9 protein-coding genes are annotated in these 13,667 nt (G+C 70.1%); all 9 read left to right on the top strand.

The genetic code is table 11. From position 1 onward, the window contains the following. Positions 1-5 precede the first annotated feature (5 nt). The 9 genes from rpmA to ACWGDB_RS30275 all read left to right on the top strand — a co-directional run bounded on the left by rpmA (position 6) and on the right by ACWGDB_RS30275 (position 13,623). Complete coding sequence (gene rpmA, locus ACWGDB_RS30315) at positions 6-260, top strand: 50S ribosomal protein L27 (RefSeq protein ID WP_003990207.1); 255 nt, start codon at positions 6-8, stop codon at positions 258-260. 109 nt (positions 261-369) lie between these two features. Beyond that, positions 370-1,815, top strand: coding sequence for a GTPase ObgE (gene obgE, locus ACWGDB_RS30310; RefSeq protein ID WP_453825348.1), 1,446 nt, complete (start codon positions 370-372; stop codon positions 1,813-1,815). Positions 1,816-2,154: 339 nt separating this feature from the next. Continuing rightward, a complete protein-coding gene (locus tag ACWGDB_RS30305; protein WP_453825347.1) occupies positions 2,155-3,543 on the top strand; it encodes an FG-GAP repeat domain-containing protein in 1,389 nt (462 codons plus the stop codon). Positions 3,544-3,588: 45 nt separating this feature from the next. Then, positions 3,589-5,088: an FG-GAP and VCBS repeat-containing protein gene (locus ACWGDB_RS30300; protein ID WP_453825346.1), complete on the top strand. Its 1,500-nt coding sequence runs from the start codon at positions 3,589-3,591 to the stop codon at positions 5,086-5,088. Positions 5,089-5,144: 56 nt separating this feature from the next. Beyond that, positions 5,145-6,626: an FG-GAP-like repeat-containing protein gene (locus tag ACWGDB_RS30295; protein ID WP_453825345.1), complete on the top strand. Its 1,482-nt coding sequence runs from the start codon at positions 5,145-5,147 to the stop codon at positions 6,624-6,626. A 189-nt stretch (positions 6,627-6,815) separates the two neighbouring features. Further along, the gene (locus tag ACWGDB_RS30290) at positions 6,816-8,375 is read left to right on the top strand and encodes an alkaline phosphatase D family protein (RefSeq protein ID WP_453825344.1); all 1,560 of its coding nucleotides are present in this window, start codon (positions 6,816-6,818) and stop codon (positions 8,373-8,375) included. Between the two features lie 111 nt (positions 8,376-8,486). Beyond that, positions 8,487-9,695 (top strand): hypothetical protein, encoded by a 1,209-nt coding sequence (locus ACWGDB_RS30285; protein WP_453825343.1) that lies wholly within the window; start codon positions 8,487-8,489, stop codon positions 9,693-9,695. 181 nt (positions 9,696-9,876) lie between these two features. Next, positions 9,877-11,376, top strand: coding sequence for a D-ribitol-5-phosphate cytidylyltransferase (locus ACWGDB_RS30280; RefSeq protein ID WP_453825342.1), 1,500 nt, complete (start codon positions 9,877-9,879; stop codon positions 11,374-11,376). A gap of 147 nt (positions 11,377-11,523) precedes the next feature. After that, a complete protein-coding gene (locus ACWGDB_RS30275) occupies positions 11,524-13,623 on the top strand; it encodes a hypothetical protein (RefSeq protein ID WP_453825423.1) in 2,100 nt (699 codons plus the stop codon). Positions 13,624-13,667: the final 44 nt, after the last annotated feature.

Genomic DNA, 13,667 nt, shown 5'->3' with positions numbered 1-13,667 from the left:
GAGAGATGGCACACAAGAAGGGCGCATCGTCCACCCGTAACGGTCGTGACTCCAACGCTCAGCGCCTCGGCGTGAAGCGCTTCGGCGGTCAGGTCGTCAACGCGGGCGAGATCCTGGTCCGTCAGCGCGGCACCCACTTCCACCCGGGCGCGGGCGTCGGCCGTGGCGGCGACGACACGCTGTTCGCCCTGGAGGCCGGTTCGGTGCAGTTCGGCACCCACCGTGGCCGCAAGGTCGTGAACATCGTTCCGGTCGCCTGATCGGAAACTTTCGCGAGGCGGACCTCACTTCCCTCACGGGAAGCGGGTCCGCCTTTCGCGTGTTGGTTCTCAGAGAACAACACCCTGTACGTAACTGGAGGCACATCCCATGACCACCTTCGTGGACCGCGTCGAGCTGCATGTCGCCGCGGGTAGCGGAGGCCACGGCTGTGCCTCCGTCCACCGTGAGAAGTTCAAGCCGCTCGGAGGGCCCGACGGCGGCAACGGCGGGCGCGGCGGGGACGTGATCCTCACCGTCGACCAGTCGATCACCACGCTGCTCGACTACCACCACTCCCCGCACCGCAAGGCCACCAGCGGCAAGCCCGGTGAGGGCGGCAACCGCTCCGGCAAGGACGGGCAGGACCTGGTCCTCACCGTGCCGGACGGCACCGTCGTGCTCGACAAGGCGGGCAACGTTCTCGCCGACCTGGTCGGGCAGGGCACGTCGTACGTCGCCGCGCAGGGCGGCCGGGGCGGGCTCGGCAATGCCGCGCTGGCGTCGGCGCGGCGCAAGGCGCCCGGATTCGCGCTGCTCGGTGAGCCGGGGGACCTGCAGGACATCGTCCTGGAGCTGAAGACCGTCGCCGACGTGGCACTGGTCGGGTACCCGAGTGCCGGCAAGTCCTCGCTGATCTCGGTGCTGAGCGCCGCGAAGCCGAAGATCGCGGACTACCCGTTCACGACGCTGGTGCCGAACCTGGGCGTGGTGACGGCGGGCTCGACCGTCTACACCATCGCCGACGTCCCGGGTCTGATCCCGGGCGCCAGTCAGGGCAAGGGCCTCGGTCTGGAGTTCCTGCGGCACGTCGAGCGGTGCAGTGTGCTCGTGCACGTCCTGGACACGGCGACGCTGGAGTCCGACCGGGACCCCGTCTCCGACCTGGACATCATCGAGGCGGAACTGCAGGAGTACGGCGGGCTCGACAACCGGCCGCGGATCGTCGTCCTGAACAAGATCGACGTACCGGACGGCAAGGACCTCGCCGAGATGGTGCGGCCGGATCTGGAAGCCCGTGGCTACCGGGTCTTCGAGGTGTCCGCGGTGGCCCATCTCGGGCTCAAGGAGCTGTCGTTCGCGCTGGCCGATCTGGTGGGCAGGGCGCGGGCCGCGAAGCCGACGGAGGAGGCGACGCGGATCGTGATCCGGCCGAAGGCCGTCGACGACGCCGGCTTCACCGTGACGCGCGATGACTCCAGCGGCGAGCCGCTGTTCCGGGTGCGCGGTGAGAAGCCCGAGCGCTGGGTGCGCCAGACCGACTTCAACAACGACGAGGCCGTGGGCTATCTCGCCGACCGGCTCAACCGGCTCGGTGTCGAGGAAGAGTTGATGAAGGCGGGCGCCCGGTCCGGTGACGGCGTGGCCATCGGGCCCGAGGACAACGCCGTCGTCTTCGACTGGGAGCCGACGCTGATGTCCGGCGCGGAGATGCTCGGTCGGCGTGGCGAGGACCACCGCTTCGAGGCGCCGCGGCCCGCTGCGCAGCGGCGGCGCGACAAGGAGGCCGAACGGGACGAGGCCCTCCGGGAGTTCGACGACTTCGAGCCGTTCTGAGGCTGAGGGTGCGTGCGGCGCTGTCGGTGCCGTCGCCTGGGGGCTGCCGCCCCCAGGCCCGCGCTTCGGCCTGAACAGCCTCGTCCTCTAGTGCCGGACGGGGCTGACTTCGGCCTGGGCCGGCGTTCCGTGCCCGTGCGTGTCGCTGGCCGGATTGGTTAACTCCAGGAAAATTCGCGGCGTATCCCAGGGCAACCCCTTCGCTTTCCGGTGAGTCGTACTGGGCGGCGTGGATGAGGATCTTGAACTTTCGAGGCCTTACCACCGTCAACTGCCCATCGGATTCCCGGAGTCGACGTGGTCGAGGCTGTTTCGCGCAGGACGCGGTGTACCGCCGCCATGGCTGCCGCCCTGGTGGCCGCGAGTGTCGGTGTACTGCCGGTGGGGACCGCCCACGCGGCGAACCCGGCCGTGCGGCAGGACTTCAACGGTGACGGGTACGGCGATCTGGCCGTCGCCGCTCCCGACGCCACCGTGAACGGCCGGGCGAAGGCGGGCTACGTCGCCGTGCTGTACGGATCCGCGCACGGACTGCGCACCACGGCCAAGAAGGTGTACACACAGGCCTCCGCCGGGATTCCAGGCACCGTCGAGGCCGGTGACCGCTTCGGCTCGGACCTCGTCACGGCCGACCTGGACGGCGACGGATACAGCGACCTGCAGGTGTCCGCCGATGACGAGCGGTGGGAGCAGGGCGGCATCGCCCGGGAGGGCAGCCGCACCGTCCTGTGGGGCGGCCCCGGCGGCTTCACCTCGGGGAAGGTGCGGCCCGCTGTCGGAGACAGCCCGTACCAGAGCGGCGGCGGGGCCGTCACCGGTGACTTCAACGGCGACGGGCATCAGGACCTGCTCGACAACGGCCGCGTGGAGTACGGGCCGTTCGGGCGGGGCGGTCAGCCCGTCGGCACGACCGGGGCGCAGCTCGTCGACGGCGACCTCGACCTGGTCAGGGTGGTGGCCGGCGATGTGGACGGCGACGGCATCACCGACCTCGTCACCCTGGCCCGCTCGTTCGACGCGGACGACGAGGGCGACCGTGGCGAGCACCTGAACTTCCTGCGCGGCAGCCGCCAGGGCCTGCGTCCCCTCGTCGTCCTCAGGGACGCCCGGGGCGAGAGGATCAGACCCGGCCACACGCTGGCCCTCGGCGACGTCAACGGCGACCACCGCGACGACATCGTCATGGGTCATGGACGGCTCAGGTTCCTCTACGGCACGGCGAGCGGCCCGGCCGACTCCGTCGCCCCCCGGACCATCACCCAGGACACGCCGGGCATGCCCGGCGCCGACGAGGCCGGGGACGTGCTCGGCCACGACCTCGCGGTCGGCGACATCAACGGCGACGGCTACGGCGACGTCCTGGCCGGCGACCCGTACGAGGACCTGGGCACGGTGCGGCAGGCCGGCGCTTTCGTCGTCGTACCCGGTGGACCGGACGGGCCGACCGGGGCCGGCGGCAAACTCCTCGCCCAGAACAGCGCGGACGTCCCCGGCACCCCCGAGAAGGACGACGGCTTCGGCGGGAACGTGCATCTGGTCGACGCCGACGGCGACGGGCGGGCCGAGCCCGTCGTGGCCGCGGTCGGGGAGGACGCGCGTGCCGGAGGCGTGTGGGTGTTCCGGTCCGGCTCGGCCGGTGTCACCGCGAAGGGATCCTTCGCCTTCGGCGCCGGCACGCTCGGCACGGTCGCGAGCGGAGCCAGGCTCGGTGACCGGTTCCCGCGCTGATCAGCGGCCCTGCCACTGCCCCCTCTTCCCTACGTCAGGAATCACATGGCTTCGCGTTCTCACCGCCGAGCTCCGCGCTCCCGCCGCAGCGGGATCGTCCTCGTCACCGGCGTCGCGCTCGTCGCCGGGGCACTGGTGGTGCCCGCGGTCAACGCCGCCACCGAGGCCAGGGCCGCCACGCCGAGCAGCAAGCGGCTGCACGACGACTTCAACGGCGACGGGTATCCGGATGCGGCGATCGGTGCCCCGTCCACAGCGGTCGGAGGGGCACCGCTGCGCGGCGCGATCAGTGTGCTGTACGGCTCTGCCAGCGGGTTGTCGACCTCGCGCAAGCAGGTACTGACGTGGCCCAACCGTACGAACGAGGGTTACTACGGGGCCCAGTTGACGAGCGCGGACCTGGACGGGGACGGATACGCGGACCTGTTGTCGACCGCCGAGTCGGAGACGCCGTACGTCGACTCCGGGTTCGCCCTCCTCGTCAACTGGGGTGGCCCCAAGGGGCTGTCGGCCACGCCGACGAGACTGACCTGGAGGACCGGCCATGAGTGGGGCGGCCGGTTCACCGTCGCGGACGTGGACGGCGACAAGCGCCCGGACGTGGTCATGGTCAGCGACGACCGGCCGGACAGCGAGGTACCCGGCCAGGTGTGGCACGGCCCGTTCACCCGCACCGGCAAGCCCGCGAGGACTGGCTCCTTCGGCATCGACCCCGACGAGCACTCGTCGTACCACTCCGTGACGGCCGGTGATGTGAACGGCGACGGCATCGCCGACCTCGCCGTGCGCACCTCCTCCCAGGACGAGCCGGACTCGCGCGCGGTGTCCCTGCTCACGGGCGGCCCCGAGGGCCTCACCCACCAGGGCGATCTCAAGGACGCCCAGGGCCGGACCGTCGGCGGCGAGGACGTGAGGATCGGCGACCTGAACAAGGACGGGTACGGCGACATCGTCGTCGGCCATTCCATCGACAGTCTTGACAGCGACGTCGGACTGCCCACGAAGGGTGGTGCGTTGGCTGTCGTCCATGGCGGCCCCGGCGGCGTCTCGAGCACCCGCAAGCCGGTGTGGATCAACCAGGACACCGCAGGTGTTCCCGGCGCCGGCGAGCACGGTGACGGCATGGGCTCGGGGCTGTCCATCGGTGACACCGACGGCGACGGCTACCTCGACGTCGCGACGGGGCTGCCCGGCGAGGACTTCGACGGTCTCACCGACGCGGGCACCGTGCTCGTGCTGCGTGGCAGCGCGAACGGCCTGACTGCCACCGGCCACAAGTCGTTCAGCCAGAACACCGGCAAGGTGCCCGGTACCGCCGAGGGGCAGGACCGTTTCGGCCAGAAGACCGCTCTCGTCGACGGCAACGGTGACGGGAAGCACGGCCTGGTCGTCGGTGACCCGGCCGAGAACTTCGACATGGGGTCCGTGTGGGTCTTCTCCACCACCTCCAGCGGCGTCATCGCCGCCAATTCCTTCTCGTTCGGTCCCGCCACCATGGGCCTGACCGTGACCGGGGCGCGGTTCGGATCGTGGCTGGCCGACTGAGGGCGACCACCGCCCCGTACCGATGTCCCCCCACGAAAACGACAGGAGACAACACCATGAACAGGCGCAGAGGAACCTGGCGCACGGGACTCGCCGTTGTCATGGCGGTGACGGGAGTGGCCGCCGTGCCCGCCGCCCACGCGGCCGGGGACCCTCGGCCCGCAGCCGAACTCCGGGACGACTTCAACGGTGACGGCTACTCCGACCTCGTGGTCGCGGCGCCCGAGGCGACCGTCGACGGGAAGGCGAAGGCCGGGTACGTCGCCGTGGTGTACGGGTCGGCGAGTGGGCTGAGGACCGCCTCCAAGCAGGTCGTCAGCCAGAACACGGCCGGCGTCACCGACTCCGCCGAGACGGAGGACCTGTTCGGCAGCGCGGTGAGCACCGCCGACCTCGACCGGGACGGGTACGCGGACCTGATCGTCGGCGTGAGCGGTGAGGACTCCGTCGAGGGCGGTGCCGAGACCGGGCTCGTCCAGGTCGTCTGGGGCGGGGCGAACGGGTTGTCCGGCGGGGCGGCGCTGGCGTACGGGCGCGAGACCTACGACCGGCTCAGCGCCAAGGGGAAGCTGGCCGTCGGCGATGTGAACGGGGACGGTGCGGCCGACCTGGTCGTCGTCGCCAGGAGGGCCGAACTGCGCGTCATCAAGGGGCCGTTCGGCCGCGACGGCGCCGCCGGGGGCGGCGAGGAGAGCGTCCCGGACGACTTCGACCGCCGGGTCCTGGACCTCACGGCGGGCGACGTGAACGGTGACGGCATCGGCGACGTCGTCGCCACGGTGAACGACGGCGACGAGTACGACGCCCGCCGGATCACGTACTGGCAGGGCAGGCGGGACGGGCTCGCCGAGGGGGTCGTGCTCGAAGACAGCAGGGGCTGGTGGGTGCAGGGCGGCGAGTCCCTCGACCTCGGTGACGTGAACGGTGACGGGTACGAGGACGTCGTCGTGGGCCGTTCCGTCGACGGCTACGACAGCGACCTCGACACCCCGATCCCCACGGGCGGCCGCGTCGCCTTCGTACCGGGCTCCGCGAACGGGCCCGTCGGTACGAAGGCGATGTACGTCAACCAGGACAGCGCCGGAGTTCCCGGCGCCGCCGAGCGCGGCGACGGCTTCGGCTCCGACGTCTCGGTCGCCGATGTCGACGGCGACGGGTACGCCGACGTCGCCACGGGCGTGCCCGGCGAGGACTTCGACGGGCTGAGCAACGCCGGCGGTGCCGTCCTGCTGCGCGGTGGCGCGAACGGCCTGACCGGCGTCGGTGCCACCGGGGTCAACCAGGCCACCGTGGATGTGCCGGGCGCGGCGGAGACCAACGACGCCTTCGGCGGTGCCACCCACCTGGTGGACGCCGACCACGACGGCCGCGCGGAACTCGTCGTCGGCGCACCGGGGGAGAACGCGAACGCCGGGTCGGTGTGGGTGTTCAGGTCCACCTCGACCGGCATCACCCCGACCGGCTCGTTCACCTTCGGGGCGGGGACCCTCGGCACGGTCGCGACGAACGCGAGGCTGGGCTCCGGGTTCAACTACTGATCCAGCCGGATTCACTCACTGATCGACCGGCAGACCCGTTGTGGCAAGGGCACGTGGCCGTGCCGCAGCGGGTCTTCCGTTGTCTCCCTAGTTGTCATGCACGCGAAGCTCGCAGTTCAGCAGCCGGACCGCCCTCGGGCGTGAGCATCCGAAGTGTCCAAGAGGCCAGCGAGGCAGGGGAGTTCGCCGATGACCGGTGTTTCCGGATCCGTATCGCCCGACCGACGCCGCTTTCTGACCGCGGGTGCCGCGGTGCTCGGCGCCGCGGCCTCCGCCCAGCTGTGGCTGCCGACTGCCGCCAGGGCCGCCGAAACCCCGTTGCCCGACGGCGTGTTCAGCCTCGGTGTCGCCTCCGGTGACCCGCTTCCCGACGGCATCGTGCTGTGGACGCGCCTCGCCCCGGACCCGCTGAACGGTGGCGGCATGCCCGATCGCCCGGTGTCCGTCGAGTGGGAGATCGCCGAGGACGAGCGGTTCCGCAAACCGGTGCGCCGCGGGGTCGCCCAGGCCCGGCCCGAGCTGGGGCACAGCGTTCACGTCGACGTACGACGGCTGCGCCCGGGCCGTACGTACTGGTACCGCTTCCGCACCGGCGGCCAGCTCTCGCCCACCGGCCGCACCCGCACCGCGCCCCACCCGACGAGCTCCGGCGGCCGGCTGCGCATGGCGCTGGCCTCCTGCCAGAACTGGCAGCACGGCTACTTCACGCCGTACGCCGACATGCTCGACCAGGACCCCGACTTCGTCCTGTTCGTCGGGGACTACATCTACGAGTCCACGCCATCGGCGACGGGTGTGCGCCGCCACGAGGGCACGGGTGAGCCGTACAGCCTGGTCCAGTACCGCAACCGGTACGCCCAGTACCGCACCGACCCGGGCCTCGCCGCGATGCATGCGAACGCGCCCTGGGTGGTCACCTTCGACGACCACGAGATCGACAACGACTTCGCCGGTGAGATCCCGCAGGACCCGGACAAGCAGCCGCACGACGCGTTCGTGGCGCGGCTGACAGCGGGCTACCAGGCGTTCTACGAGCACATGCCGGTCCGCGCGAGCGCCATCCCGAACGGCCCGCACATCCAGATGTACCGCCGCCTCGAGTTCGGCCGTCTGGCCCGGCTCAGCGTGCTGGACACCCGGCAGTACCGCAGCGACCAGGTCAAGAGCCAGGAGGCGGCCCAGGACCCGTCGCTCACCATGCTGGGGGCCGAGCAGAAGCAGTGGCTGGTCGACGGGCTGCGCCACTCGCCGGCCCGCTGGAACATGATCGGCTCGCAGATCATGATGGCCGAGACCGACCTCAAGGTCGGCGAGGGCAAGCTCTGGTACTACGACGCCTGGGACGGCTACCAGGTCGAACGCAACGCCCTGATGCAGGAGTTGAAGCAGGTCCGCAACCCGGTCGTGTTCACCGGCGACCGGCATCTGACGATGATCAGCGACCTCAAGGAGGACTACGCCGACCCGGGCTCGGACGTCGTGGGCGCGGAGTTCGTCGGTACGTCCATCTCCAGCAACGGCGACCAGGACCAGGACGCCTTCCACAGGGAGTGGGACCCGCGCGTGCCGGACAACCCGCACTGGAAGCTCCTCGACGCCCACCGCGGCTACCACCTCTTCGACATCCGCCGCGACGGCATCGACGCGCAGGTGCGGATCGTGGACACGGTGCGCGCACAGACGGCCACGCCGAGCACGCTGGCCCGGCTGCGGGTGGAATCGGGCCGGCCGGGCGTCGAGGTCGTGTAACTCCCGCAACCTCTGTCACTTCCGTAACGCCTGCCCGAGGGCCTGGGACTCATCCGTGTCCCAGGTCACTCTCAGCGCTCTCTCAGCAAGCCCTCTTACCGTCCTCTGACCATGGAGACGGACTGTACGAGAGATGAACTCCCGGCCAACGGCGACGTGATCACCCCGCTCGCGACCGGGACCCGCCTGCTGCACATCGGCCCGCACAAGACGGGCACCACCTCGATCCAGGGCGCCCTGTTCGAGGCGAGGGCCGAGATGGCCGGGCACGGCGTCGAGTGGCCGGCCGCCACCCGGCACCCCATGGAGGCGGTCCTGGCCGCCTGCGCCCGCACCGGCATGATGGGCGACCCCGCACCCACCGAGCGGCACTGGGAGCGGCTGCTGGAGCAGGTGCGCGGCACCGGGCGGCGAACCTCGGTGATCAGCAGCGAGTTCTTCGCCGACGCCCCCGACGACGACACCGTCGAGAGGATCGTCGAGCAGCTCGGCGGCGAGCGCGTGCACGTCCTGGTCACGCTGCGCCCGCTCGCACGGATCATGCCCTCGCAGTGGCAGCAGTACGTGCAGAACGGCCTGCGCATGGGCTACGAGGACTGGCTGGAGCACCTGCTCAGGAAGCCGCCGTACGACGGGCCCACGCCCAGTTTCTGGCGCCGGCACCGGCATGACCGGCTCGTCGAGCGCTGGGCGCGGGTGGTCGGCCCGGAGCGGGTCACCGTCGTCGTTGTCGACGACCGGGACCGGGAGGGCCTGATGCGCACCTTCGAGGCGCTGCTCGGGCTGCCCGCACACCTTCTGCGGCCGATTCCGGACGCGGCCAATCGCTCGCTCACCCTCGCCGAGACCGAAATGCTGCGGAATCTTAATAAGGAATTCCGCGCCAATGAACTGCCCGCGGAGCTCTATTCACAGCTCGTGCGGAACGGCGCCGTGATGCATATGAAGAACACGTGCGCCCCCGGTCCCGGTGACGTGAAGATCTGCACCCCGCAGTGGGCCGTCGAGGCCGCCGCCGGGATCGGTGCCGAAATGGCGGACCGGATCGGGTCGACAGGGGTGCGGATCATCGGCGACATGAGCCTTTTGTCCGCCGTGCAGTCGGCCGCCGTACAGCAGTCGGCGGCCAGGGCCGACGCCGGGGCGCGCATCGCTCCCGAGGCGGCGGCACATGCGCTGTACGGGGCTCTCGCCGCGGCGGCGGGCGCTCCCGTGCGGCATGCCGCGCCCGCCAAGTCGCGTACCGTTCACCAGACGTCGTCCCGGGAGCTGGCACGGGTACTCGGCCACCGTTGCCTCAAGCGGATCGGGCTTCGGTGAGCCTGTGTCGTTACTCACGGCAACTCCCGGGAACTTCCGGACGGTTTCATCGCAATGACCATGCGTACAAGGTGAATGACAGGTTGCGCGCACATATGCAGACGGGGACGCTCACCTTGCACTGCGGTAACCCCAAGTGGGACCATTTCCAAGTTCCCAGTCGCCACAAGGTAGGTCACCTGTGTCCCAGCACATAGCCAAGCCCCGTACCACCGCAGTGATCCTTGCGGGTGGTACCGGCCAGCGCGTGGGTCTGTCGATCCCCAAGCAGCTGCTGAAGATCGCCGGCAAGGCAGTCATCGAGCACACGTTGACCACCTTCGAGAAGGCCGACTCGATCGACGACATCATCGTTCTGATGGCGCCCGGTTATGTGCCGGACATCGAGAAGATCGTCGCCAAGGCCGGGTTCAAGAAGGTCAAGAAGATCATCGAGGGTGGTTCCACCCGGAACGAGACGACCGAGCGCGCCATCGACGCCCTCGGCGAGGGCCTGGCCGAGGGCGAGGACGTGAACGTCCTCTTCCACGACGCCGTGCGCCCCCTGCTGTCGCAGCGTGTCATCGACGACTGTGTCGTGGCGCTGGAGCGCTTCCAGGCCGTCGATGTCGCCATCCCGTCCGCGGACACCATCATCGTGACCCGCACGCACGGCGAGGACGGCGAGTTCATCACCGAGATCCCGGACCGCTCCCGGCTGCGCCGCGGCCAGACGCCGCAGGCGTTCAAGCTGTCCACGATCAAGCGGGCCTACGAGGTCGCCGCCGGTGACCCCAACTTCCAGGCCACGGACGACTGCTCCGTCGTGCTCAAGTACCTGCCGGACGTGCCGATCCACGTCGTCGCGGGTGACGAGTACAACATGAAGGTCACCCAGCCCGTCGACGTCTTCATCGCCGACAAGCTCTTCCAGCTGGCCTCCACCGCCACGCCCGAGCAGGTCAGCGAAGAGGCCTACCGCGAGCTGCTGACGGGCAAGACCGTCGTCGTCTTCGGCGGCTCCTACGGCATCGGCAAGGACATCGCCGAACTCGCCGAGTCCTACGGCGCCAAGGTGTACGCGCTGGGCCGCTCCACCACCGGCACCCACGTGGAGAACCCGGAGGAGGTCGACGACGCGCTGTCCAAGGCGTACGCCGAGACCGGGCGCATCGACTACGTCGTCAACACCGCCGGCGTCCTGCGCATCGGCAAGCTCGCCGAGACCGACAACGCCACCATCGAAGAGGCGCTGAAGGTCAACTACTTCGCCCCGGTGCAGATCGCGCGGTCCTCGTACAAGTACCTGGCCGAGACCAAGGGCCAGCTGCTGCTGTACACCTCCAGCAGCTACACCCGCGGTCGCGCCGAGTACAGCCTGTACTCCTCGACCAAGGCCGCCATGGTGAACCTCACCCAGGCCCTGTCCGACGAGTGGGCCGGCGACGGCATCCGCGTCAACTGCATCAACCCGGAGCGCACCGCCACCCCGATGCGCACCAAGGCCTTCGGTCAGGAGCCCTCGGGCAGCCTGCTCTCCTCCGAGGCCGTCGCCCGCACGTCCCTCGATGTGCTGCTCTCCGAGCTGACCGGCCATGTGATCGACGTCCGCCAGCAGGACCCGACGGCGGCCGCCGGCAAGGCGTCGGGCTTCGAGCAGGCGCTGGCCAGTGTTCTGGACCGGCAGGACGGCATGGCATAATCATCAGTTAATAGCCTTATGGAATTCAGGCCTCTGCGATTCTTCGTTCACGAAGAATTCACAGGGGCCTGAGTCCTTCCCCCTTCAGACCGGCCCCTCCTCCTGAGCAGGTTCTCCGTGATATCCACCGCTATTCGCGTCGCCCGGGTGGGCAGCGCGGCCGAGCTGGCCGCGGCGGCCCTCATGATGCTGGGCTTCCCGGCACTCATGCTGGCCGCGCTCGTACCGAGCGTTCCCGCCTTCGCGGCCGCGGCCGCCGTGACGTACCTGGCGGACCACTATCTGCACCGCAAGGGCAGCTATCTGGTCAACCGCCTGAGCAAGGTGCGGGCAGGTCTGTCGATCCGCTTCCTGATCAGGCAGCTGCTGCTGATCCTGCTGCTGGCCCGGCTCGGCCTCGCGGACGACCTGATCTACTACGGTGCGATCGCCTGCTTCATCGCCTTCTACGGCCTTCAGGCCCCGCACGGCGCGCTGGTCACCCTGATCCGCAACCGCCGCCGTATGCCGGTCGCCACCCGCAACATCGACCTCGCCTCGCGCATCCGCATCCCGGACGCCCCGCCGCGCAGGCTGCTGCACCGCTCCGCCGAGAAGATGCTGCACCTCGACCTCGCGGCCGTCGCCGGCATCCTCGTCTCCGCGTCCCTGGAGTCGGCCGTCGTCGGCTTCATCGGCATCGGCATCACCGTGGGCGTGGGCTGCCTCTACGTGCTGGCGCTCGTGCCGTACGTCCGCGGCGCGAAGATCCCGCCGAACGCCGACACCGTGCTGGCCGCCGTCGACGACTGGCTGGGCGAGTACCGGCCCGAGACGGTGCTGTACTTCTCCGGCTCCAAGGACTCCGCGTACCAGGTCAACATGTGGCTGGAGACCATGGAGCAGCTGGACTCCCAGCCGCTGATCATCCTGCGTGAGCGCGTCATCCTGAACAACCTCGCGCCCACCACGGTCCCCGTCATCTGCGTGCCCGGCGGCGTGCACCTGATGAACCTGGACCTGTCGAACGTGCGCGTCGCGCTGTACGCGGCGAACGTCGGCAAGAACATCCACCTGCTGCGTGTCCCGACCATGAAGCACGTCTTCATCGGCCACGGCGACAGCGACAAGCTGGCCAGCGTCAACCCGTACAGCAAGGTCTACGACGAGGTGTGGACCGCCGGGCGCGCGGGCCGCGACCGCTATGCCATCGCCGACGTCGGTGTCCGCGACGCCGACATCGTCGAGGTCGGCCGCCCGCAGCTGGCGCCGATCCAGGGCTGGAGCGGTGCCCCCGCGGGGCGGATCCCGACGGTTCTCTACGCCCCGACCTGGGAGGGCTGGGACGGCAACCCCGGCAACACCTCGATCGTGCTGGCCGGCGAGAGCATCGTGAAGAAGCTGGTGTCGGCCGACCCGCCGGTCCGCGTCCTGTACAAGCCGCACCCCTTCACCGGCACCGTCAGCAAGGAGGCCGGCGCCGCGCACCGGCGGATCATCGCCCTGGTCGAGCAGGCCGCCGCCGAGCGGGTCACCGACGCGCGCTTCACGGCCGACACCGCCACGCTGACCGCCGCCAAGGCCGAGCTGGCCCGCATCGAGGCCCGCCTCGCCGAGCTGTCCGGCAAGGGCAACGGGAAGGGCAACGGCAAGGGCGACGAGGCCGAGGCCACCCGCGACGGGCTTGTCGACATCGCCAAGCACGAGGAGGTCGCCCGGCTGCGCGCCGAGTGGAACGCCGCGTACTGGCGCTCCTTCCCCGGCCACGAGCACCGTGTCATCACGGGCGCCGAGCCGCGTCTGTACGACTGCTTCAACGTCTCCGACGCGATGGTCTCCGACATCTCCAGCGTGGTCTCCGACTTCATCGCCAGCGGCAAGCCGTACGCCGTCACGGACTCCGCCGAGCTGGGCGTGGAGGAGTTCAAGCGGGCGAACACCGCGGTGCGTGCCGCGACGATCCTGTCCAACAGCGCGGCCGAGCTGGGCGAACTGCTGGACGCCGTACGGGATCCCGCCGCCGATGCGCTGGCCGAGGACCGCGGGGAGCTCAAGCGATACCTGCTCGGCCCGGACGAGCCGACGTCCATCGACCAGTTCAACACCGCGGTGGCGAACCTCGCGATCAAGGCCGAGACGCGCAACGTCGGCCAGGACTCGCGGGCGGTGGCCGGAGCCGACATGGACCCCGAGCCCGAGCCCGATCCGGTGCCGGCGACCGTGCCGGTGCCGCGGGTGTCGGCGGCCGAGGACGACTTGACCGCCTGACCCACGGACCCGACGAAGCGGCCCCCGAGGAGCGATCCTCGGGG

The organism is Streptomyces sp. NPDC055013, assembly GCF_053608645.1.
This window is presented reverse-complemented; position numbering and strand designations above follow the sequence as displayed.